General features: G+C 51.0%; 21 protein-coding genes. 12 read left to right on the plus strand and 9 right to left on the minus strand.

The window, feature by feature from the left end:
- Nucleotides 1-5: 5 nt before the first annotated feature.
- Both O3661_RS01020 and O3661_RS01025 read right to left on the minus strand, forming a co-directional pair.
- The gene (locus O3661_RS01020) at nt 6-515 is read right to left on the minus strand and encodes an outer membrane protein assembly factor BamE (protein ID WP_004519039.1); all 510 of its coding nucleotides are present in this window, start codon (nt 513-515) and stop codon (nt 6-8) included.
- A 459-nt stretch (nt 516-974) separates the two neighbouring features.
- Complete coding sequence (locus O3661_RS01025; protein WP_293201152.1) at nt 975-1,613, minus strand: MBL fold metallo-hydrolase; 639 nt, start codon at nt 1,611-1,613, stop codon at nt 975-977.
- A gap of 119 nt (nt 1,614-1,732) precedes the next feature.
- Between O3661_RS01025 and O3661_RS01030 the strand changes: the two genes are divergently transcribed.
- Nucleotides 1,733-2,539 carry a DNA ligase gene (locus tag O3661_RS01030; protein ID WP_371492063.1) on the plus strand — a complete coding sequence of 269 codons (807 nt, stop codon included), beginning with the start codon at nt 1,733-1,735 and terminating at the stop codon, nt 2,537-2,539.
- Between the two features lie 65 nt (nt 2,540-2,604).
- Here the strand turns inward: O3661_RS01030 and O3661_RS01035 are convergent, their stop codons facing one another.
- Nucleotides 2,605-3,255, minus strand: coding sequence for an HAD-IA family hydrolase (locus O3661_RS01035; RefSeq protein ID WP_371492003.1), 651 nt, complete (start codon nt 3,253-3,255; stop codon nt 2,605-2,607).
- Nucleotides 3,256-3,265: 10 nt separating this feature from the next.
- Entirely contained in the window at nt 3,266-4,252 is a 987-nt protein-coding gene (locus O3661_RS01040; RefSeq protein WP_371492005.1) for an RluA family pseudouridine synthase, read from the minus strand.
- Nucleotides 4,253-4,767: 515 nt separating this feature from the next.
- On the opposite strand from O3661_RS01040, the gene O3661_RS01045 reads away from it, so the two are divergent.
- On the plus strand, nt 4,768-7,662 hold the full coding sequence (locus tag O3661_RS01045) for an Rne/Rng family ribonuclease (RefSeq protein WP_371492007.1): 2,895 nt from the start codon (nt 4,768-4,770) through the stop codon (nt 7,660-7,662).
- Between the two features lie 252 nt (nt 7,663-7,914).
- Here O3661_RS01045 and mscL read toward each other — a convergent pair whose 3' ends face one another.
- The gene (gene mscL / locus O3661_RS01050; protein WP_003748057.1) at nt 7,915-8,358 is read right to left on the minus strand and encodes a large conductance mechanosensitive channel protein MscL; all 444 of its coding nucleotides are present in this window, start codon (nt 8,356-8,358) and stop codon (nt 7,915-7,917) included.
- A gap of 448 nt (nt 8,359-8,806) precedes the next feature.
- Nucleotides 8,807-9,595, minus strand: a complete 789-nt coding sequence (fabI, locus tag O3661_RS01055) for an enoyl-ACP reductase FabI (protein WP_003748060.1) — start codon at nt 9,593-9,595, stop codon at nt 8,807-8,809.
- 208 nt (nt 9,596-9,803) lie between these two features.
- Between fabI and ppk1 the strand changes: the two genes are divergently transcribed.
- The 3 genes from ppk1 (at nt 9,804) to O3661_RS01070 (ending at nt 14,615) form a co-directional block, all read left to right on the plus strand.
- On the plus strand, nt 9,804-11,861 hold the full coding sequence (ppk1, locus tag O3661_RS01060) for a polyphosphate kinase 1 (RefSeq protein WP_371492009.1): 2,058 nt from the start codon (nt 9,804-9,806) through the stop codon (nt 11,859-11,861).
- 102 nt (nt 11,862-11,963) lie between these two features.
- Complete coding sequence (locus tag O3661_RS01065; protein ID WP_371492011.1) at nt 11,964-13,979, plus strand: prolyl oligopeptidase family protein; 2,016 nt, start codon at nt 11,964-11,966, stop codon at nt 13,977-13,979.
- A 420-nt stretch (nt 13,980-14,399) separates the two neighbouring features.
- Nucleotides 14,400-14,615 carry an aminotransferase class IV gene (locus O3661_RS01070; RefSeq protein WP_371492013.1) on the plus strand — a complete coding sequence of 72 codons (216 nt, stop codon included), beginning with the start codon at nt 14,400-14,402 and terminating at the stop codon, nt 14,613-14,615.
- 44 nt (nt 14,616-14,659) lie between these two features.
- Here O3661_RS01070 and O3661_RS01075 read toward each other — a convergent pair whose 3' ends face one another.
- Nucleotides 14,660-16,117, minus strand: coding sequence for a DUF389 domain-containing protein (locus O3661_RS01075; protein WP_371492015.1), 1,458 nt, complete (start codon nt 16,115-16,117; stop codon nt 14,660-14,662).
- A 198-nt stretch (nt 16,118-16,315) separates the two neighbouring features.
- Here O3661_RS01075 and O3661_RS01080 point away from each other — a divergent pair, with 198 nt between their 5' ends.
- The 6 genes from O3661_RS01080 (at nt 16,316) to O3661_RS01105 (ending at nt 21,778) form a co-directional block, all read left to right on the plus strand.
- A complete protein-coding gene (locus O3661_RS01080; RefSeq protein WP_265511057.1) occupies nt 16,316-16,441 on the plus strand; it encodes a hypothetical protein in 126 nt (41 codons plus the stop codon).
- A gap of 260 nt (nt 16,442-16,701) precedes the next feature.
- Nucleotides 16,702-16,938, plus strand: a complete 237-nt coding sequence (gene acpP / locus O3661_RS01085) for an acyl carrier protein (protein WP_003679644.1) — start codon at nt 16,702-16,704, stop codon at nt 16,936-16,938.
- Between the two features lie 161 nt (nt 16,939-17,099).
- Nucleotides 17,100-18,347 carry a beta-ketoacyl-ACP synthase II gene (fabF, locus tag O3661_RS01090; protein WP_039861923.1) on the plus strand — a complete coding sequence of 416 codons (1,248 nt, stop codon included), beginning with the start codon at nt 17,100-17,102 and terminating at the stop codon, nt 18,345-18,347.
- 180 nt (nt 18,348-18,527) lie between these two features.
- Nucleotides 18,528-19,220, plus strand: coding sequence for a hypothetical protein (locus O3661_RS01095; protein WP_063068368.1), 693 nt, complete (start codon nt 18,528-18,530; stop codon nt 19,218-19,220).
- A 105-nt stretch (nt 19,221-19,325) separates the two neighbouring features.
- The gene (locus tag O3661_RS01100; RefSeq protein ID WP_371492017.1) at nt 19,326-20,249 is read left to right on the plus strand and encodes a homocysteine S-methyltransferase family protein; all 924 of its coding nucleotides are present in this window, start codon (nt 19,326-19,328) and stop codon (nt 20,247-20,249) included.
- Nucleotides 20,250-20,347: 98 nt separating this feature from the next.
- A complete protein-coding gene (locus O3661_RS01105; RefSeq protein WP_371492019.1) occupies nt 20,348-21,778 on the plus strand; it encodes a basic amino acid/polyamine antiporter in 1,431 nt (476 codons plus the stop codon).
- Nucleotides 21,779-21,844: 66 nt separating this feature from the next.
- On the opposite strand, the gene O3661_RS01110 is transcribed toward O3661_RS01105, so the two are convergent.
- Both O3661_RS01110 and O3661_RS01115 read right to left on the minus strand, forming a co-directional pair.
- Nucleotides 21,845-22,174 (minus strand): rhodanese-like domain-containing protein, encoded by a 330-nt coding sequence (locus O3661_RS01110; protein ID WP_371492020.1) that lies wholly within the window; start codon nt 22,172-22,174, stop codon nt 21,845-21,847.
- 52 nt (nt 22,175-22,226) lie between these two features.
- Nucleotides 22,227-22,883: a protein-L-isoaspartate O-methyltransferase gene (locus O3661_RS01115; RefSeq protein ID WP_314596031.1), complete on the minus strand. Its 657-nt coding sequence runs from the start codon at nt 22,881-22,883 to the stop codon at nt 22,227-22,229.
- 182 nt (nt 22,884-23,065) lie between these two features.
- Between O3661_RS01115 and tpiA the strand changes: the two genes are divergently transcribed.
- Nucleotides 23,066-23,839 (plus strand): triose-phosphate isomerase, encoded by a 774-nt coding sequence (tpiA, locus tag O3661_RS01120; RefSeq protein WP_371492022.1) that lies wholly within the window; start codon nt 23,066-23,068, stop codon nt 23,837-23,839.
- Nucleotides 23,840-23,843: the final 4 nt, after the last annotated feature.

Genomic DNA, 23,843 nt, shown 5'->3' on the forward strand with positions numbered 1-23,843 from the left:
TGTCCTTATTGACGGATGCGTTTAGGAGCTTCTTTAATGATTTCGCGGATGATCACTTGAGGCTCTTGTTTAGGTGCTGGAGGAGGACATACGGCATCTTTAGGGAATACTGGATTCCAGAAGAAGCTGCGTGCAAATTTGTCTTTGTCGAAGATCACTTTGTATTGGCAAGTAGTGATGCCTTCAACGCCGGAAGTGTTTTCAGGGTCAACGCCTACGCCCGGGGTGTAGAAGTGGAACAGGTAGTCCCATTCACGCACGCCAACCATGCCTTCGTCGTAGTGAGGACGGCCGAGGATTTTGTAGATGTCGTCTTTGGTCAGACCAGGACGCATTTGATCCAGCTCGTCAAAAGTCGGGAATGTACCGCGGTCTTTGTTGAAGGTCAGGGAGTAAGGTTTAGGGAAGCGTGGCTCGTCTGTAGTGCCTTCAGGAGTGATTTTGCTCTTAGTAGCACAGGCGGCCAGCAGGCCGGTAGCCAGCAGGACGAAGCCCACTTTTGCGATTTTTTTCATTTGATAATCCTTTTATTGATTTTACCAGCCGAACTTTTCAGACGGCCTGTTAGTGCCGGCAGCGAGTTTGCCGGTTTACCCAAATAATGTTGTGCTTCTTAAAGATGTACCCGACGGTTTGACAAACAGAACATCGGCACATTCCGGCAGGGCATTGCGCCTCATCTCCGTTGTATCCGCCTGAATCGGCAGAACCGTTCAGACGGCCTGACTGACATTTATTGTCACTTTGTAACAATTTCACTGCGAGTAAGGCTTGGAGTTTAGAGATTTCCGGTTTTCGATAAATCAGGTTGTATTGCGTAATACCTTGTTATCTTTGTGCTTTAGTTCTTTTTGGCATTTGCCGGAGATTAGGTACTTAATCTTTCGGGTGTTATCCCTGCAAATTGTATGCCAGTTTTCCTTTATACGCATAATCTGTGTATGCCAGAATGTTGGCTTTATACAACATTCATATTAACGAACCAGAAACGGATTATACCTTTTCTCATGCCCGATACTGGTCATACGACCGTGTCCGGCTATAACTTGCGTGGTTTCGGGCAGGGTTAATAGTTTAGCGCAGATATTGTTTATGAGGTCATCATGATTGCCGCGCGGAAAATCTGTGCGACCAACGGTCTCATAAAATAAAACATCGCCTGCGACTAAAAGTCCGTTTTCGGCGTTGTAAAAAACGACTTGGCCGGGGGTATGGCCGGGAATGTGGAGGACTTGGAAACTGTGGTTGCCGACCTTGAGCGTTTCCCCTTCTTCCAGCCAGCGCGTCGGCGTGAATGACGGAGAAACGGGGAAGCCGTATTGCGCCGTTGTTTGCGGGAGGGCTTGGAGCAGGAATTCGTCGTCTTTGTGCGGGCCGAGAACAGGTACGTCGCAGGTTTTCAAAAGCTCAACCACGCCGCCTGCGTGGTCAAGATGGCCGTGGGTCAGCCAAATGGCGGTCAGCTTGAGGCCTTTTTCTTGGACTTGTTGCAATAAATAAGGGACGTCGCCACCGACATCGGTCAAAACGGCTTCTTTTGTTTCGTCATCCCAAATCAGCGTGCAGTTTTGACGGAAGGGGGTAACGGCGTTGATTTCAAATTGGAGTGCCATGGGTGTTCCTAGGAAATGCTTATTTAATGTTGTTTACGTTTCAGACGGCCTTTTGTTATTATGCATATATAATAACAAAAGCAAGTATGGAAAAGTGTCTTATGAATATGAATAATGTAATGCGAACCATGATACCGATTTTTGCGGCTTCTTTCATCTCTGCGGCGTTTGGTGCAGATTTGTTGTTGGCGCAGGAATATAAAAATCAAGATATTGCCGGTTGGGCCATGAGTGAAAAGTTGGATGGCGTACGCGCGTATTGGGACGGCAGGCAGCTGGTCAGTCGTCAGGGCTATGCGTTTACACCGCCCAAAGGTTTTACAGCAGGTTTTCCGCCGTTTCCGATGGATGGCGAGTTGTACAGCGGACGAGGGCGGTTTGAGCAAATTTCCGCGACGGTGCGTTCTGCCTCGGGAAATTGGGACGGCATTCGTTTGCATGTTTTTGATGTGCCGCAGGCGCAGGGCAATCTGTATCAGCGGCTGGAAACGGCTTCGAAATGGCTGAAATCACACCCGTCGGCACGGTTTACGGTTATTCCGCAAGTCAAGGTGCGCGACAAACAGCATGCTTTGGATTTTTTGAAACAAGTTGAAGCGCTGGGTGGGGAAGGGGTGATGCTGCATCAACCTGAAGCCCGTTATGCAAGCGGTAGAAATGGGCAGCTGTTGAAGCTGAAAAGTGAATATGATGATGAATGTACGGTAACGCGTCATTATGAGGGCAAAGGGCGCAATGTCGGGCGTTTGGGTGCAGTAGGATGCAAAAACCAATATGGAGAGTTTCGTATCGGCAGCGGTTTTAAGGATAAAGACCGCGACCATCCGCCGAAAATCGGTGCGCTGATTACTTACCGTTATCGTGGTTTTACGCAAAAAGGAACGCCGAAATTTGCAACATTTGTCAGAGTGCGTTCGGATCGATAAAACAAATTAAAGGCCGTCTGAAAATAGGTTTCAGACGGCCTTTAATATAGATGTTGCATAGCCTTTTATAAGGTTTCCAATACATCGGGCAATTCGGCCAAGCTGTTGAGCATGGCGACATGGGGCATGGAGGAAAGCTGTTTGGCAGTATGCGCCCCGGTGGTGACAGCGATGGCGCGGATTTTGGCATTGGCAGCCATTTCTAGGTCGTGGGTGGTGTCGCCGACGACGACGGCCTCTTCCGGCTCAACACTCAGTCGGTCGCAGAGGGCGAGTACCATATCGGGCGCGGGTTTGGACGGATATTCGCTAGCACAGGCGGTTTCGAGCCAAAAGGCTTGGGTGTCGGTTTGTGCAATGGCTTTATCCAAGCCGCTCCGCCCTTTGCCGGTCGCTACGGCAAGCCAATAGCCTTGTTGCTTCAAGCGTTGCAGGCAGGGCAGGGCTTCGGGAAACAGGGTCATGTTGCGGTTGTTGGGATTGAGGTAGTGCGCGGCATAGGTCTCAATCAGGGTTTCCTGAACGTGTTCGCTGATGTTGTGGGCAAGGCGGCGAATGATGCCGGAGAGGCTGTATCCGATGAGCGGACGGATTTGGTCGGCTTCGGGAACGGGCAGGCCGCAATCGGCAAAGCTTTGCTGAAAGGTGTGGATGATGGGGTTGGTGGTGTCGGCAAGCGTGCCGTCCCAGTCGAAAATGATGAGTTTGGGTTTCATGGATTTCCTTTCAGACGGCCTTTTCCTGATTTTCCAACATTAAAACAAATTGCGCCAATTCTTGCGGCAGGGGGGCTTTCAGAATCAGTTTTTCGCCAGTCAGCGGATGGGTGAGGTGCAGCTCGGAAGCATGCAGGAACATTCTTTTCAAACCGAGTTTCTGCAGGCGTTTGTTGGCTTGATAGTCGCCGTAGCGTTCGTCGCCGGCAATGGGGCAGTCTTGCGATTGCAGGTGGACGCGGATTTGGTGGGTGCGGCCGGTTTTCAGGGTGGCTTCGACAAAGGTCAGGTTGGATAGGCCGACTTGGTGCAAAAGGCCGTCTGAAAAACGGTTTAACACGCGGAAGATGGTGTGGGCGGATTGGCCGTCTTCGCTGACGCGCACCATTTTTTCGCCTTGTGCGCCGGTGTATTTGAACAAGGGGAGCTTGACGTGGAAGCGGTCGTTCGGCAGCCTGCCGACACCCAGCGCGAGATAGATTTTTTTCGGATGGTCATTGCGGATGGCTTCGTGCAGTTTCACCAAGGCGCTGCGTTTTTTGGCTATCATCAAAAGGCCGCTGGTGTCTTTGTCGAGGCGGTGGACGAGTTCGAGATAACGCGCTTCGGGACGGGCGCGGCGGATTTGTTCGATGACGCCGAAGCTCACGCCGCTGCCGCCGTGAACGGCAATGCCGGACGGTTTGTTGATGACCAAAAGCGCATCGTCTTCATAAACGATGTCAAACTCGCGTGCTGGCGCGGCCTGGTTTTCAGACGGCCTTTGTTTTTCGGCGATGCGTATCGGCGGAATGCGGACGGTATCGCCTGCCTGAATGCGGTTGTCGGGTTTGCAGCGTTTTTTGTTCAGCCGCACTTCGCCGGCGCGGATAATGCGGTGGATATGGCTTTTCGGGACGCCTTTGAGGATTTTTATCAGATAGTTATCAAGGCGTTGGCCTTCCTCGTGTTCGGCAACGGCAATCAGGCTGACTGAATCTTTGCGTATTGCGTGCATTTTCTCTATAATCCCAAACGTCCGTTTCTGGACCCGAACCTGCCGTTGCAGGCCGTCTGAAACGGATTTATTGTTAAAACGAGATTTTATATTAAAAACGCACTCCGCAAAGCATTTCCTTGTGTTTGTTCAAAGCCGGCAAACGCAATCCCGTAATTAAGTTTGAATTGAACCTGCCGTCCGGCCGGGCGTAAGACGCAGTCCGCGCAGCACCGTCCGAAATTACCGGCGCTACGATAATAAGAAGATGTAGGCTGCCTTAATTTTGTCCGAAGCATCAGCATTCGGACGGCAGCGGAACCATCAACCTTTCCGCCGCATTGTTCTTTATTTCCTTCTTTATCCGAATCCGTCCGCACATGGCTTGAGCTCAAGCATGCAACCTTGCGGATTTCAAATCAAATACTGGTTACACGGGGATTTTCCCATCTTGCCTTTGAAGAGTGCCAACCGGACAGACAGGCCGTCTGAAAAAGATATTCACAAATCAAACGGCCGCTGTTCACGAGGTGACTATGAAAAGAATGTTATTCAACGCAACGCAGGCCGAAGAGCTGCGCGTTGCCATTGTCGATGGCCAAAACCTTTTGGACTTGGACATCGAAACGCTGGGCAAAGAACAGCGTAAAGGCAATATCTACAAAGGTATCATTACCCGCATCGAGCCGTCGCTGGAAGCGTGTTTCGTCGATTACGGAACTGACCGCCACGGCTTTTTGCCGTTTAAGGAAGTATCGCGTTCATATTTCCGCGACTACGAAGGCGGCAGGGCGCGTATTCAGGACGTGCTCAAAGAGGGCATGGAAGTTATCGTCCAAGTCGAAAAAGACGAGCGCGGCAACAAAGGCGCGGCACTGACCACCTTCATCAGCCTGGCCGGCCGCTATTTGGTATTGATGCCGAACAACCCGCGCGGCGGCGGCGTATCCCGCCGTATCGAAGGGGAAGAGCGCCAAGAGTTGAAAGCCGCCATGGCCGAACTCGACATTCCAAACGGCATGAGCATCATTGCCCGTACTGCCGGCATCGGCCGCAGCGCGGAAGAGTTGGAATGGGACTTGAACTACCTCAAACAACTCTGGCAAGCCATCGAAGAAGCAGGCAAAGCACACCATGACCCTTACCTGCTCTTTATGGAAAGCTCGCTGCTGATTCGTGCGATTCGTGACTATTTCCGTCCCGACATCGGCGAGATTCTGGTGGACAATCAAGAAGTTTATGACCAAGTTGCCGAGTTCATGAGCTATGTCATGCCGAGCAATGTAGGTCGTCTGAAACTCTATCAAGACCACACGCCGCTGTTCTCCCGTTTCCAAATCGAACACCAAATCGAAAGTGCATTCTCACGCAGCGTCAGCCTGCCTTCCGGCGGCGCGATTGTGATCGACCACACTGAAGCCCTGGTTTCCATCGACGTCAACTCTGCCCGCGCCACTCGCGGCTCTGACATTGAAGACACCGCGTTTAAAACCAATATGGAAGCCGCCGAAGAGGTTGCCCGTCAAATGCGCCTGCGCGACTTGGGCGGTTTGGTCGTGATCGACTTCATCGACATGGAAAATCCGAAACACCAACGCGATGTTGAAAACGTCCTGCGCGACGCGCTCAAAAAAGACCGCGCACGTGTGCAAATGGGCAAACTTTCGCGTTTCGGCCTTTTGGAATTGAGCCGTCAACGTTTGAAACCGGCTCTGGGCGAAAGCAGCCATGTTGCGTGTCCGCGTTGTGCCGGTACCGGTGTTATCCGCGGCATCGAATCCACTGCCCTGCACGTTTTGCGCATCATTCAAGAAGAAGCAATGAAAGACAACACCGGCGAAGTGCATGCACAAGTGCCTGTCGATGTTGCTACCTTCCTGTTGAACGAAAAACGCGCCGAGCTGTTTGCGATGGAAGAGCGCTTGGATGTGAACGTCGTCCTGATTCCAAACATCCACTTGGAAAATCCGCACTACGAAATCAACCGCATCCGCATCGATGACGTAGAAGAAGACAGCGAACCGAGCTACAAACGCGTTGCCGAGCCGGAAGAAGACGAATCCGCCAAACCTTTCGGCAGCGAAAAAGCCAAAGCTTCCCGTCCTGAGCCAGCTGTCAAAGGCGTACGCCATACCCAGCCTGCACCGACTGTCGCCCCTGAGAAAAAAGCCTCTTGGTGGGACAGCTTTAAAGCTTGGTTGAAACGCATTTTCGGCGGTAATACCGCAGCCGAAACCGCGCCTGTTGCCGAAGTGGCAGAAAAACGCACTTCGGGCAGTAACAACCGCAACAGCAATTCCGGCAACCGCCGCGCAAACAACCGCCGTCAAAATCCACGCCGCAATAACAAGCACGACGGCAGCAAAGTCGAAGTGCGCGAAGTTAATGCCGAAGCTGCCGAGAGCAAGTTTGAAGAAAACAAATCAAACGAAAGCCGCAACGACGAGCGTAAAGACACTCGCCGCAACCGCAACCGTAACAACCGCCGTGATGATCGCAATAACGAGCGCAACCGTGTTGAGGAAGTGGTTGAAGATGTAAACGTTCAAGAAGTGGCTGCACTGGCTGAGATGCCGTCTGAAAACCAAGCGGAACAAAACGGCAATAAACGCCGCCGCAACAATGGCCGTAACGAGCGCAACCGCCATCAATCTACGGAAAACCGTGTTAAAGACGTGAACGTTCAAGCCGATGGCGAACAGGCGCAAGTCGAAGCGGACGACAACGCCCGCAGCGAAGAAGGTGCGAAAAACAACGGCCGTCAAGGACGTGAGCGCAACAACCGTCAGCGTAACAACCGCAACGACCGCCGTTCTAACAGCAAAAAACGCAATATTCCGTCTTCGGCAAAAATCGAGCAATACCTGAACATTACCGATACCGCCGACAAAGTCCTCTTTGCCGTGGCGCATGTTTTGGGTTTGAACGAAACGGTTGAAGCTGTAAATGCGACATTGTCTTCTGAAAGCGACCAAGCCGAGCCGCTGGTGATTGTGGTATCCGAGCCTGAAGTGACCAGCGCAGAGCCATTCGTATTTGCCATTGAAGGCGAAGACGAGCCTGCCGTAGCCCAAACTGAAGGCGCTGATGCCGAACAAGCCCTGCTTGCATCTGCAGTCAGCAACGTCAAAGAAGCCATTGCTGCGGTATTGTCTCCGAATGCAACGGCTACTGTTGCACCGGTTGAAGCACCAGCCGAAACTGTTGCCACACAAACTGAAGCCGTAGTTGAAGCAGCGCCTGTCGCAATCGTTGTGCCTGAGAGCTTGGGCGATTTAATCTTCGTTGAAACCGATCCGCAAGCCGTTGCCGCTTTTGCCGCGCAGCCGCAACCCGAACCGGTTGCTAAAACACGCCGTTCGGATGTGCCTAAAGTAGAAGTGGAAGACGTAGCAGTCGAAATGATTTTGGTGGAAACACGCAAAGACTAAGATTGGTTTTCCAGTTAAAAGCCCGATGTTTAACGCATCGGGCTTTTTATTGGTTGGGAGGAGTGAGCCACTTATTTTTTGTGTTTGCCATGAGTGGTTGCTTCATGGTTAAAAAGCAGGATAGCGCTGAGAAAGGGAGGGGTGTGATTCTTTCAATGGGAAGGGCTTGACGATAAATAGATCGGTATGAAAAAAGGCCGTCTGAAATGGTTTCAGACGGCCTTAGTTTGTGTGTATGTTTGGGTATTGTGATTATTTTTTGTTCAGAGAGTCACGGATTTCGCGCAACAACAGAACTTCTTCGCTAGGCTCTGCCGGTGCTTCTTCAGCAGGAGCTTCGGCTTTTTTCACAGAGTTGATGGCTTTAACCACGCAGAAGATGGCAGCGGCGATGATCAGGAAGCTGATCACGGTGTTGATGAACAGACCGATGTTCAGGGTAACGGCACCGGCTGCTTGGGCGGCTGCCAAGTTGGCGTAACCTTCTGCAGGAGCGGCTTGTGCGCCGTCTTTCAATGTAATGAACAGGTTGGAGAAATCAACGCCGCCGATCAACAGGCCGATAGGGGGCATGATTACGTCGTCAACCAATGATTTGACGATGCCGCTGAATGCTGTACCGACAACCATACCGACTGCGAGGTCGATCACGTTGCCACGCATAATAAATTCTTTAAATTCTGAAGCGATTGACATAATTAATCTCCTGTATGTGTTTGAGTCAAAATCAGATGTAGTTCAATAAAACGGCAGGCATATTAACGCTTTATCGGTTAAGAAAATTTCAATAATGTTAAATTTTGTATTTCATGCTAAAAATACCCGGCTTCTATGCCTTCTGTATGAAAAACAGGCCGTCTGAATTTTTTTTGTTACTTTTTTGCACCACTTTTTATCCGTGGCTAAGTATCAGATAATATGAATGTTATCTTTAGAATCAATGCTCTATCGAAATTTTAGGTTAAGGTGGAATGATAATATAATAATGTTGAAAACATAGTCGTTGAAAGCCTGTAAAGTTAATGTTTCGTATCCGTATTTGACTTTCAGACGGCCTTTTGGGTTATGCAGTTATTCAAACCATCATGTAACGGCCATAAAAAACGCACTTTCATGATGAAAGTGCGTTTTGCGTGAAAACCGTTTAGTTCTCTTCGTCATTCAGCGCGTTGATGCTGTAACCGCCGTCAACGTAGGTAATCTCGCCGGTAATGCCGGAAGCGAGGTCAGACAGCAGGAAGGCGGCTGTGTTGCCGACTTCTTCAGTGGTAACGTTGCGGCCCAATGGGTTGTGGGAAGCGACGTGGCCCAAGAGTTTGCTGAGATCGGCGATGCCGGAAGCGGCCAGGGTTTTGATCGGGCCTGCGGAGATGCCGTTGCAGCGGATGCCTTCTTTGCCCAGGCAGGCGGCAGTGAAGCGGATGCCGGCTTCGAGGCTGGCTTTGGCCATGCCCATAACGTTGTAGTTAGGAATGGCACGAACGGCGCCCAAGTAGCTCAGGGCGACGATTGCGGCGTTGCGGCCCTGCATCATCGGACGGGCGGCTTTTGCCAGCGCAGGCAGGCTGTATGCGGAGATTTCGTGAGCGGTGTTGAACGCTTCGCGGCTGATGCTGTCGAGGAAGTCGCCGCTCAAGGCTTCCTTGGGGGCGAAGCCGATGGAGTGGACGAGGCCGTCCAAGCCGTCCCAGTGTTTGCCCAAATCAACGAAAACTTGGTTGATTTCGTCATCGCTGGCAACGTCGCAGCGGAACACGAGTTCGGAGCCGAGTTCGGCCGCCATTTTACGGACGCGCTCTTCCAGTTTGTCGACAACATAAGTAAATGCCAATTCCGCGCCTTGTTCGCGGCAGGCTTTGGCGATGCCGTAAGCGATGGAACGCTCGGAGATCATGCCGGTAATCAGAATTTTTTTGCCTTGCAAAAAGCCCATTTTCTTATCCTTTAGCAGTGGTATTGCGGTTGCATTAAACTGCGCATTATAGCAAAAACCGCTGTTTCGGCATAGAAAAAAACGGATAACCCTTTGTCTTGCCTCAAATAGGGATAAGGTTTTCTGTCAAGGCCGTCTGAAACCTGACGGAACAGCGTCAAAACGTTATACTTGATAGTCTTAATGACCGATGTTTCAGGAGTGAACTATGCCCGAGCAAAACCGCATTCTCTGCCGAGAACTCAGCCTGTTGGCGTTTAACCGCCGTGTACTGGCTCAGGTGCAGGATACGAAAGTTCCTTTGTTGGAGCGTTTGCGTTTTTTGTGCATCGTGTCTTCCAATTTGGACGAATTTTTTGAAGTGCGCATGGCGTGGTTGAAACGCGAAAACAAATTGCGCCCGCATCAGCCGCTCGACAACGGCAAAACCGCGGCCGAAACCATCGAAGCGGTGGCAAAAGAGGCACAGGCCTTGATTCGCGAGCAGTACGATCTGTTTAACAAAGTATTGCAGCCTGCACTCAGTCGCGCCGGTATTCATTTTTATCGCCGCCACAAATGGACGGCCGCGCAGAAAAAATGGATTGAAAATTATTTTGACAACGAGCTGTTGCCCATTCTCACGCCCATCGGCCTTGATCCGTCACACCCGTTCCCACGCCCGTTAAACAAATCGCTTAACTTCGCCGTCGAACTCGAAGGCACGGATGCGTTCGGCCGTCCGTCCGGAATGGCGATTGTGCAGGCTCCGCGCATTTTGCCGCGCGTCGTCCCCATGCCGTCTGAAATTTGCGGCGGCGATGCAGGCTTTGTGTTCTTGTCTTCGATTTTGCACGCCCATGTCGGCAAACTCTTTCCCGGCATGAAGGTTAAAGACTGCCATCAGTTCCGCCTCACGCGCGACAGCGATTTGACAGTAGATGAAGAAGATTTGAAAAACCTGCGTGCCGCGATTCAAAATGAGTTGCACGACCGTGAATACGGCGACGGCGTGCGCTTGGAAGTGGCGGACACTTGTCCGGCGCATATTCACGACTTCCTGCTTGCCCAGTTCAAGCTGACTTCTGCCGAGCTGTATCAGGTCAAAGGGCCGGTTAATTTGGTGCGACTCAATGCCGTTCCCGATTTGGTGGACAGGCCGGATTTGAAGTTTCCACCACGCAATGCAGGCCGTCTGAAAGCCTTGCGCAAAAACGGCTCCGTGTTCAAACTGGTCAAACAGTCGCCGATCTTGCTGCACCACCCGTATCAGTCTTTCGATCCGGTTGTCCAAATGATACGCGAAGCCGCTGCCGATCCGGATGTGTTGGCCGTCAAAATGACCATCTACCGTACCGGCAGCAATTCCGAGCTTGTGCGCGCATTGATGAAGGCCGCACTGGCGGGCAAACAGGTTACTGTCGTGGTCGAACTGATGGCGCGTTTTGACGAAGCCAACAACGTCAACTGGGCGAAGCAGCTGGAAGAGGCAGGCGCGCACGTCGTGTACGGCGTATTCGGCTACAAAGTCCACGCCAAAATGGCTTTGGTTATCCGTCGCGAAGACGGCGTGCTCAAGCGTTATGCCCACCTAGGTACCGGCAACTACCACCAAGGCACATCGCGCATTTACACCGACTTCGGCATCATTACCGCCGACGAACAAATCACTGCCGATGTGAACACTTTGTTTATGGAAATCACAGGCTTGGGCAAGCCAGGCCGTCTGAACAAGCTCTATCAAAGCCCGTTTACCCTGCACAAAATGGTCATCGACCGCATCAAGCAGGAAACCGAACACGCCAAAGTAGGCAAACCGGCGCGGATTACCGCCAAGATGAACTCCCTCATTGAGCCAAGCGTGATTGATGCGCTGTATCAAGCCAGCGCGGCAGGCGTGCAAATCGACCTGATTGTGCGCGGTATGTGTACTTTGCGCCCGGGTGTAAAAGGCTTGTCCGAAAACATCCGCGTCCGCTCCATTATCGGCCGCCAACTCGAACACTCGCGCGTGTATTGCTTCCATAACAACGGCGCAGACGATACCTTTATCTCCAGCGCCGACTGGATGGGTCGCAACTTCTTCCGCCGCATTGAAGTCGCCACGCCGATTACCACGCCCGAACTCAAAGAACGCGTGATCCGCGAAGGTTTGGAAATGGCTTTGGAAGACAATACCCAGGCTTGGCTGATGCAGCCTGACGGCAGCTACGTCCGCACCCAGCCGCAAGACGGCGAGCCTGCGTTTGGTTTGCAGGAAGGTTTGTGGAAAATATACGGACGTTGAGTTGAATAATGTCTCAGGCCGTCTGAAATGCAGGTTTCAGACGGCCTTTTTTGATTTTGCCGTTATAATTCCATTTCCCAATCTTTCAGACGGCCTTTTCCTATGAAATCTTACCCCGATTCCTATCTCCATTTTGAAAACCTCGAATCTCCCGAAACACAAAATTTCGCCGCCGCGGCGCATGCTGAAACGCGCGCCCGTTTTTTAGAAAACGACAAGGCGCGCGAATTGTCTGACGGTATTTTGGCGCAGTTGCAGGACACGCGGCAGATTCCGTTTTGTCAGGAACACCGCGCGCGGATGTACCATTTCCATCAGGACGCAGAATATCCGAAGGGCGTGTACCGCGTGTGTACCGCGGCGACTTACCGTTCCGGCTATCCCGAGTGGAAAATCCTGTTTTCGGTAGCGGATTTCGACGAATTGCTTGGCGACGATGTGTATTTGGGCGGCGTGTCGCACTTGGTGGAACAGCCCAACCGCGCGTTGTTAACACTGAGCAAATCGGGCGGAGATACGGCGTACACGCTGGAAGTGGATTTGGAAGCAGGGGAGTTGGTAGAAGGCGGTTTTCACTTTCCGGCAGGCAAAAACCATGTGTCGTGGCGCGATGAAAACAGCGTGTGGGTGTGTCCGGCTTGGGACGAACGCCAGTTGACCGAATCGGGCTATCCGCGCGAAGTATGGCTGGTGGAACGCGGCAAAAGTTTCGAGGAAAGCCTGCCGGTGTATCAAATTGCCGAAGACGGCATGATGGTAAACGCGTGGCGTTATCTCGATCCGCAGGGGTCGCCGATTGATTTGATTGAAGCGTCAGATGGTTTTTACACCAAAACCTATTTGCAGGTGTCGTCTGAAGGCGAGGCGAAACCGTTAAACCTGCCCAACGATTGCGACGTAGTCGGCTATTTGGCCGGACATCTTTTGCTGACGCTGCGTAAAGACTGGAACCGCGCGAACCAAAGCTATCCGAGCGGTGCGCTGGTGGCTGTGAAACTGAATCGGGGCGAACTCGGGGCGGCGCAGCTTTTGTTTGCGCCTGATGAAACGCAGGCATTGGAAAGCGTGGAAACGACCAAGCGTTTTGTCGTGGCGAGCCTGTTGGAAAACGTACAAGGCCATCTGAAAGCATGGCGCTTTAGCGACGGCAAATGGCAGGAAGTCGAACTGCCGCGCTTGCCTTCGGGTGCGTTGGAAATGACCGACCAACCGTGGGGTGGCGACGTGGTTTACCTTGCCGCCAGCGATTTCACCACGCCGCTGACGCTGTTTGCGCTGGATTTGAACGTGATGGAACTGACCGTCATGCGCCGTCAGCCGCAGCAGTTTGATTCAGACGGCATCAACGTGCAGCAGTTTTGGACGACTTCGGCCGACGGCGAGCGCATTCCTTATTTCCACATCGGCAAAAACGCCACGCCCGACACGCCGACCTTAGTCTATGCCTACGGCGGTTTCGGTATTCCCGAATTGCCGCATTATTTGGGTAGCGTCGGCAAATATTGGCTGGAAGAGGGCAATGCCTTTGTGTTGGCGAACATCCGCGGCGGCGGCGAATTCGGCCCGCGTTGGCATCAGGCGGCGCAGGGAATCAGCAAACATAAAAGCGTTGATGATTTGCTTGCCGTCGTGCGCGATTTGTCCGAACGCGGTATCAGTTCGCCCAAACACATCGGCTTGCAGGGAGGCAGCAACGGCGGCCTGATTACCGCCGCCGCCTTCGTGCGCGAACCTCAAAGCATTGGCGCGCTGGTGTGCGAAGTGCCGCTGACCGACATGATCCGTTATCCGCTGCTGTCCGCCGGTTCAAGCTGGACGGACGAATACGGCAATCCGCAAAAATACGAAGTCTGCAAACGCTGGCTGGGCGAATTGTCGCCGTATCACAATCTTTCAGACGGCATCAATTATCCGCCAGCGCTCATTACCACCAGCCTCAGCGACGACCGCGTCCATCCCGCCCACGCGCTCAAGTTCTACGCCAAACTGCGCGAAACCTCGCCGCAATCTTGGCTCTACTCGCCTGACGGCGGCGGCCATACCGGCAACGGTACGCAACGCGAATCCGCCGACGAACTTACCTGCGTATTGCTGTTTTTGAAAGAGTTTTTGGGGTAGAAGTAAGCAGCAGGACTGACTGTTTCGTAAAGTTGAGAAACAAAATACTCTTGTTTCGACAAGTGAAAAGAAGGCCGTCTGAAAAACGAATATTAAAGTTTTTCAGACGGCCTTCTTTTCTTTTAACTTTCAACATATCCCGATAAAATGGACACTTTGTAAGTGATCATTGATGGAAGACGCAATTATGGCAACCGAACCGAAAAATTATACACGATTTAGAAAATAATTTCAAACAAAACAATATATTAAAACTAAAACAAATCTTTCCCGAAGTCTTTTGCGAAGACCAAATCGACTTTGAGAAACTCAAACTCGTCCTTGGCGCAGAAAACCTTGCCGGTGTGGGCGAACGTTATCAACTCGATGCTGTAGAAACTAGTAGCGTTGTTTACAGTATTTCCAGGAGAATACTGAAACATGAACATGCACAAAAACACCCGTCTCACCCCGTCTCTGGATTTGGATATCCTCAACGGCATCATGCGCCAAGCCGTGTTGCAGCAGCTGCAAACCTACTTGGGCGCGGACACCATCATCGAAACACACATCACCCGCGATATGCTCGAACGCGCAGAAAAAATCCGCCTCTCCAACGCCTTGAAAGGCGTGTTTGAGGCGGATTTGGTGTACTAGGAACAATCAATGATTTCTCGGAAATGGATAAAGCCTGAAGGCGATTATTCGTTAGACGGTTTATCTGTCTGAGACTTGTGCGTTTGCAATATGCTCACTACCTTACCCTCATAACGCTGGCGTAACCACGCCTGTATCCGCTCGTAATCTTTGGCAGGTAGTGGCTGCTCCAATTCGAGAGAGACAACGACGATATCGTCATATGTATCTGTCTTCGGTTCTGCGTTTTTTTGGCTTTCAGACTGTTCGGAAACAGGCGTTGTTTGCGCTTTATCCCAAGCCAAGCCGCGTCCGACAACGATTTTTTCCGCTTCCGGATATTGGGCTTTTAATTCCTTAAGTACCGCTGCATCGTCGATATCGGAGGCTTTGCCTGCCAGTACGGTATCGATATAGGCCTGTTGCTCTTTCAGCTCATTTTGCTGCTGAACCGGGTTGTTTTGGCTTGCCAGCAATTCTTCGATTTTGGCATTGTCCCCTCCCGCATAGACCACGTTGACCTTCGGCTCTTTCACACCTGACGCTTCAAGGCTTTTCACCAGCAAGGCGGAAATTTTCTCGGCATTGCCCGTTCCATTGACAACCAGACCGACCGTATTTTCTCTATGGTTCAACATCTTACGCAGCACGAAAAAACCTTCCTGTTGCTTCGCAGTGGCAATGGCAGCATTGGCTCTGGTGTTGAAGATTTCCTGACGCACCAGTCCTGATGCCATATAGCCGCTCGGAATCATGACAGCAAGTACGACGGCAGTAATAATGATGCTGTGCAACCGGCGTTTGGATTCCTTTACCAACCCCCTGCGCGGCAGCTTGAGCAGCTTGGAAAACAACAAGGTCGCAAAAGCGATGAACACGCAGTTGATGGCAAAAAGATATGAAGCACCGAGAAAGTAGTGCCAGTTGCCATGTGCCAGTCCGTAGCCCGCAGTACACAGGGGTGGCATCAATGCGGTAGCAATCGCCACACCCGGTATGGCATTGCCTCCCTCTTTTCGGGTCAGCGCCACAATACCCGCACTACCGCCGAAGAAGGCAATCAACACATCCCAAAGGGTCGGCTGAGTACGCGCCAAAATCTCGCTTTGCGCCTCTTTAAGCGGGGTTAACAGGAAATACAACGTAGCGGTAATCAAGCTGATGACGACGAATATAATAATATTGCGCACGGCTTGACGGATCAGCGCAGTATCCCCTACCGCCAAACCGTAACCCATACCGACTATCGGCCCCATCAACGGCGAAATCAACATCGCTCCGATCACTACTGCCGTGCTGTTTACATTCAGACCGATACTCGACACGGCAATGGCAAACATCAATACCCACATACTGGTTCCGGACACCCGAGTATTGGCGCGGATGGTGGCATCGATCTTATCGGGATGAGCTTGGTCATGCGCAAGATTGAACACATCTTGCAACTTGGTCATGGCACCATTGTCTTCTTGTTTCTGCTTTTCTTGTATTTCCTGATTTTTACTTTCTCCCTGATCTTGCATATGCGTATCCTAAAGTTTTAATAGTTTATTTTAAACATCTAATTCATAAAGAATTTTTGAGTAATGAAATAATGCCTTGCCATTACGGCTAAATCTGACAGGCACACTTCCCGCAATATACTATATTAGCATACGTCCGCAAACTTTTCCTCCGTTAGATGAAGGAAGGGCAAAGTTGCCGTTACAGCAAGCCGTAACGTGGGCTTTACCCACGAGATGAATGCCAAAATGAAAGTCTATGTGACTGTTGTCGGATTTAGTTGTTGGATGGTGGATTTCGTGGGCAAAGCCCACGCTACTTGGGTTATCCCAAATCTGCCTTGATTGAATAAAAGGTCGTCTGAAAACGGGGAAATCAGTTTTCAGACGACCTTTCCGCCTATTAACTTATTGATACCAAGGAAAAACAAATTCCCGCTTGTAGGTTAAAATCAGCCTATGCTAATATGCGCAACAACAGGTTTTTCCAGAATAATCTGTGCTAAAATGCAGGATTAGATGGAAAACTCTATCCGAATTCGGTACAATACCGACGAATTATTTCCCTTAAACAACCTGCCGCAAGGCGAAAAGGAACGACTGACATGTCAAACATCGAACAACAAGTTAAAAAAATTGTTGCTGAACAACTGGGCGTAAACGAAGCCGAAGTGAAAAACGAATCTTCTTTCCAAGACGATTTGGGTGCTGACTCTCTGGACACCGTAGAACTGGTGATGGCTTTGGAAGAAGCTTTCGGCTGCGAAATCCCTGACGAAGACGCTGAAAAAATCACTACCGTACAATTGGCTATCGACTACATCAACGCCCACCAAGGCTAATCGGTCGCACCAAACATCCAGCCTCTGCTGCGCCATCGCAATAGAGGCTTTTACCTTATTATTAAACCCCTGAAATTTCAGACGGCATGAGTTTTGCCCGTTTCACGAAGAAAAAGAGCAAGGCTGCCGCGAAAATCCCGACAACCAACAGCGAGATTATCATGAGTCAGAGAAGAGTAGTCATCACAGGTCTTGGCCAAGTATCACCGGTCGGCAACGACGTCGCCACCGCATGGAGCAATCTGCTCGCAGGCAAAAGCGGCATCGGACGGATTACCCGCTTTGACGCATCCGACATCAACAGCCAAATCGCCGGTGAAGTGCGCGATTTCGACATCGGCCAATACATCAGCGCGAAAGAAGCGCGCCGTATGGACGTGTTCATCCACTACGGTATTGCCGCCGCCCTGCAAGCCATCAATGATTCAGGCTTGGACGATTTGGAAACCCTCGACAAAGACCGCGTCGGTGTCAACATCGGCTCCGGTATCGGCGGTCTGCCCAGCATCGAAGCGACCGGCAAAGCCGTTATCGAAGGCGGCGCGCGCAAAATCAATCCTTTCTTTATTCCAGGCTCGCTGATTAACCTGATCTCCGGCCACGTGACCATCCTCAAAGGCTACCGCGGCCCGAGCTACGGCATGGTGTCTGCCTGTACGACCGGCGCACACTCCATCGGCGACTCTGCACGACTGATTAAATACGGCGACGCGGATGTGATGATTGCCGGTGGTGCAGAAGGCGCGATCAGCACTTTGGGCGTTGGTGGTTTTGCTGCCATGAAAGCACTTTCCACCCGCAACGACGATCCTGCTACCGCTTCCCGTCCGTGGGACAAAGGCCGTGACGGTTTCGTTATCGGCGAAGGCGCTGGCGTGCTGGTGTTGGAAGAATTGGAACACGCGAAAAAACGCGGTGCGAAAATTTACGCCGAAATCGTCGGCTTCGGTATGAGCTCCGATGCCTACCATATTACCGCGCCTAACGAAGAAGGCCCTGCATTGGCCGTTACCCGCGCCCTGAAAGATGCCGGCCTGAACCCTGAAGACGTAGATTACGTCAACGCACACGGTACCTCGACTCCTTTGGGCGATGCCAACGAAACCAAAGCCATCAAACGCGCTTTAGGCGATCATGCGCGCAAAGTCATTGTTAACTCCACCAAATCCATGACCGGGCACCTGCTCGGCGCGGCCGGCGGCGTGGAAGCGTTGTACAGCGTGTTGGCGGTACACGAGCAAAAATCTCCACCGACCATCAACATCTTTGAACAAGACGTTGAAGCCGGTTGCGATTTGGACTACTGTGCCAACGAAGCACGCGATGCGAAAATCGACGTTGCCATCTCCAATTCCTTCGGCTTTGGCGGTACCAACGGCACATTGGTATTCAAACGCTTCAAAGACTGATAGAAGGTTTAATTAGATTAAAAGGCCGTCTGAAACTTGGTTTTCAGACGGCCTTTTTTATTTTTAAATACAAATATTCTTGATAATCTGTATCATTTATATAAAAATATCGACTCCAATCAATATTGCCCGGATTTTATCGGGTAATCAACCCAATTACATTTTTATCAGGAGTCTGCAATGAAAACTATCCGTATTCTAGCATTGGCCGCTGCACTGGCCGCCGTGCCTGCATTTGCGTCTGATTTCGGCCATGAACAGGCATTGACCATAGACGGCAAGCCTGCCCATTTGGCAGAAACTTCAGCCCGTATTTTGGCAAACGAAACCCTGACTGCGCCGCAACTGGTCGAAGATATCACTGATGGATTCGGTTCGAAAAAAATTCCAGGTTATAAATTGATGATTATGGGCCGCACTTATTCGGTGGCGGCAGAAACCAAACCGCCGAAAGAGGGCCAAACTCAGTGGCGGGACAATACGTTCATTCATCGCGGCGTAAAACTGTTTGTCGGTATTCCGGTCAAAAACGGCAAGATGGATTTGGCGTCTGCCAGATTGATTAATATCGGCGTGGTTGACGATAACGGTGGTGCTGCGCCTCATGATGAGGGTGAAAAAATCCGTCCGGTCGGCAAACAGCTGATGTCTCCCGATACCAAAGTGGAAAATGCGAAACTCAATATTGCCAAACTGACGTTGCCAAATATGAAATTGGGCGAAACCAGTGGTGGTGGTGTGAAATTGGAAGCATCGGCAACATTGGACGGTAAGCCGATACAGACTAAAATCGACAGCACGTTCTCCCGCTTCTATTCCGCCAAACCGGCTGCTACACGGCCGTTTATGGCAGATGCACGGTTTGTGAAATAATCGTAAAGGCCGTCTGAAATCCAGTTTCAGACGGCCTTTTATATAACGAAACTGCATAAGTTTAGTTTTTCATAGATTAAAGGTAAGGAGTTAAAAAAGCGTAGAATGGCGATTTTAAAAAATCATCATTGGAGGTCGATTATGACGGTAACGATTTTAGACGGCGGAATGGGGCGTGAACTGCATCGGCGCGGCGCACCGTTTCGCCAGCCGGAATGGTCTGCTTTGGCTTTGATGGAAACGCCGGAGATTGTACGCGAAACGCATTTGGACTTTCTTCGCGCAGGCGCACAGGTGATTACGACCAACAGCTATGCGCTTGTTCCGTTTCATATCGGGCAGGCACGCTTTGATGCTCAAGCTGCCGAATGGGCAAGGCTTTCCGGCCGTTTGGCGCGTGAAGCGGTGGAACAAAGCGAGACTACTGCAAAAGTAGCCGCAAGCCTGCCGCCGTTATTCGGTTCTTACCGCCCTGACTTGTTTGACAAACAAGTCGCACCTGCTTTGGCGCGCCCTTTAATATCGGGTTTGATGCCGTTTGCTGATATTTGGTTGGCAGAAACCGTATCCAGCTTGGAAGAAGCGCGTTTCTGGCGCAGCAGTCTGCCTGATGACGGTAAACCGTTTTGGGTATCGTTTACTTTGGAAGATACGATGCCGCATGATGTACCGGTATTGCGTTCGGGGGGAAACGTGCACGAGGCGGCGGATTTCGCGGTAGAAATAGGTGCGGCAGCAATGTTGTTCAATTGCAGTCAGCCTGAAGTGATGGCGGAAGCTTTGAAAGTGGCACATGAAGCCCAAGGTCGTCTGAAACTGGGTGTGTACGCCAATGCATTTGAACCGGTACAAGGACAGATGAACGAGGCCAACGATGGTTTGGATCCGATTCGCGCCGATGCCACGCCGGAAAATTATTTGGCGTGGGCGAGACAATGGGCGGATTTGGGCGCGGAAATCATCGGCGGGTGCTGCGGTATCGCACCTGAACATATCCGTGCATTGGCGCAAGGATTTAAGGCCGTCTGAAAGCGGCTGTATAATATTTTGATACGGTTAGAACAGGCTAAAAAAGCCGGTAATCCCGTCGCTTCACAAACACATAATTATAAAAATCAGGAATAAACATGTCGCAAAAATCTCAAATCGGCTTGGTTGCACTGACGGCCTTGGTTATCAGTTCCATGATTGGTTCGGGTATTTTCAGCCTGCCGCAGAATATGGCTGCCGTTGCAGGTTCGCAGGCTTTGCTGTTGGGTTGGCTGATTACCGGTGTGGGCATTATCTTTCTCGGCATGTCATTTTCGGCCTTGTCCAAACTTAAGCCCGAATTGGATGGCGGTATTTATACGTACGCCCGCGACGGCTTCGGTGATTTGATGGGTTTTTTCTCAGCGTGGGGCTATTGGCTTTGCACCACGGTCGGTATTGTCGGCTATTTGGTGGTTGCGTTTGAAGCAGTAGGCGGATTTGTCGATACGCCGGACAACGTGATTTTCGGTAAAGGCAACACATTTGCTGCTTTTGTTGGAGAATCAGTAATTGTGTGGCTGATTTACTGGTTGGTAGTGCGCGGTATTAAAGAAGCGGCAGGAGTGAACCTGATTGCAACGGCAGTCAAAGTGTTTCCGCTGATTTTATTTATCGGTATGGCAGCCTATTTCTTTCAAACCGAAGTGTTTATGTCCGATTGGACAGGGGCGAGCCTTGCTACGCCTGAAAATCCTGATGTCAGCTTGATGACGCAGGTAAAAAACACAATGCTGATTACGTTGTGGGTGTTTACCGGTATTGAGGGTGCGGCGGTTTTGTCCAAGCATGCGCGAAGTCGTGCTGATGTCGGTCGAGCAACCATTATCGGCGTCAGCTTGACGCTGGCAATGTATGTGGCAATTACCGTCTTGGCTCAAGGCATTTTGCCTCGTGTGGATATTGCAGCAATGGCTAATCCGTCTATGGCGGGCGTGTTGGCGTACATGGTCGGCTCTTGGGGGAAAGTGTTGATTTCTTCCTGCCTGATTGTGTCTGTGCTGTCGTCTTATTTAAGCTGGACGCTGTATGCGACTGAGATTCCGCACATGGGTGCGAGAAACGGCGCATTTCCAAAATCGTTTATCCCGTTGAATAAAAACGAAGTGCCGCAGGGTTCGTTGATGTTTACCACTTTGACCGTGCAGTTTTGCCTATTGCTGGTGTGGTTAAAAGGCGAGGATTATTCTGCCTTGCTGATGGTATCGACTTCGATGATTTTGATACCGTATCTGTTAATTGGTGCATATCTGCTCAAATTATCGCTGACACAAAAGGCTGCGGCGAAATACCGTCTTATCGGCGCGGCAGCAACGCTTTATGCGGCTTGGATTGTCTATGCGGCAGGCACGGAATATTTGCTGCTTTCAGTCTTGCTCTATTTGCCCGGCGTATTGCTGTTTCTCTATTCACAAAAGAAACACTACGTAAGTTGTCAGTTCAACCGTATGGAAAAAGCCGTATTGGTATTGCTGTTGATTTTGGCTGTGCCGGCCGTACAGCAGTTTGTCGCTAGCTTACAAGCGTAAGCAGAAAGGTTTGAAAAAGGCCGTCTGAAATCCAGTTTCAGACGGCCTTTTATTGATAAAACCGATTCAATACCGCATCATTTTGCTGTCCACCTGCATTGCCCAAGCATCAATACCGCCTTGCAGGTTGTAGAGGTTTTCAAATCCGGTGTCTTCCAAATACATTGCCGTGTGCAGGCTGCGGATGCCGTGGTGGCAGTAAACGACAATGGGTAAATCGTCGTCGGGCAGCTCGTTTTGACGCAGGGGGATGAGGTTCATCGGGATATGAATGGCGGCGGGCAGGGTGCAGATGGCGCGTTCTTCATCGGTGCGGACGTCGAGCAGATGAAATGCGCGGCCTTCGTCCTGCCATTGTTTCAATTCGGTGGGCGGGAGTTGGATGATGTCGGTCATAAAGGTGGGGATAAAAGCATGAGGCCGTCTGAACTTTCAGACGGCCTGTTGTTTAAAAATCGAAATCGCCGAACGGATTGGCCGATTTGTCTTCCAAGTGGGCCACGACGGTGTCGAACAATACTTTTTCGGAAAACTCATTGCCGTTGCGTGTTAGCAAAAGTGCGTGTTGTACCGGTTTGCGGCCGACGATGATGACCATGCGGCCGCCGTCTTTCAATTGCTCTTTTAAGATTTCAGGCACTCGGTCTACTGCGCCGCCTACATAAATCGCATCAAAAGGCGCGCCTTGGGATGCTTCGGTCAGGCCGTTGTTTTGAACATAATCGACGTTGGCAAAGCCCAATTCGTCCAAGACTTTTTTGGCACGTTGCTGCTGCTCAGCATCGATGTCGTCAGTGACGACTTTGCCGGCCAGTTTGGACAGCAGGGCGGTTGCATAGCCTGAGCCTGTACCGATTTCTAAGACGGTTTCGTCTTTTTTCAGTTTCAAACCTTGAGCCAGGCGGGCAACGACTTTGGGTTCCAACATCTTATGGCCGTTGGCCAGCGGCAGCTCCATATCCGCATAGGCCAAACCTTGAAAAGCCTCGCCGACGAAATGTTCGCGCCCGATCTCCTCCAAAGCATCCAAAATGTCGAAATCCAAGACATCCCACGGACGAATCTGCTGTTCAACCATATTGAAACGCGCTTTTTCAAAGTCCATATTTGTGCTCCGTTCAATTCTTAATTTTATCGAAACATACATTATAAATCCTTGTCGGAGAGTGTGCCATCTTTCAGACGGCCTCGAGGCTTGTTAATAATTGCCAAGCGCACATATATCCACTAAACTTTCACATTACACCACGCTACAACAAGCAACAACCAACACACGGAGCAATAAAGATGTATCACCAAATCGGAATGTGGGATCAAAAATGGGTCATCGGCAACTGGAAAATGAACGGCCGACTCCAAAACAACAACGCACTCATGCACCGCTTCCGCATCATGCCCACCGCCGAGCGCGTCCTCATCGGCCTCGCCGCCCCGACCGTTTACCTGTTGCAACTGCACAACGCCATGCAAATCGTTTTGAACAACCGCATCTTGACCTGTGCGCAAGACGTGAGCCGTTTCCCGAATAACGGCGCATACACCGGCGAAGTGTCCGCCGAAATGCTTGCCGACATCGGTACAGACATCGTCCTCATCGGCCACTCCGAGCGCAGCCTTTATTTCGGCGAGAAAAACGAAATCCAACGCCGCAAAATGGAAAATGTCCTCAACGTCGGCCTGATTCCATTGTTGTGTGTCGGCGAAAGCTTGGAAGAACGTGAAGCCGGTAAAGAACACGAAGTCATTGCCCACCAGCTTTCCATCCTGCAAGGTTTGGACACCAAAAACATCGCCGTTGCCTACGAGCCGGTTTGGGCGATCGGTACAGGCAAAGTCGCCACCGTCGAACAAATCGCCGATATGCACGCATTTATCTACAAAGAAATCTTGTCTTTGTGCGGAAGCGATGTTAAAATCCGCGTTCTTTACGGCGGAAGTGTGAAAGCGGATAACGCAGCCGACATCTTCGCAGTACCTCATGTAGACGGCGCATTGGTTGGTGGCGCGTCATTATCATATGACTCCTTTACCGCCATCATCAACGCAGCACAAGCCTCGTAGAAAA

The sequence above is a fragment of the Neisseria sp. 20925_1_37 genome, assembly GCF_041433255.1.
Lineage (GTDB): Bacteria > Pseudomonadota > Gammaproteobacteria > Burkholderiales > Neisseriaceae > Neisseria > Neisseria flavescens_D.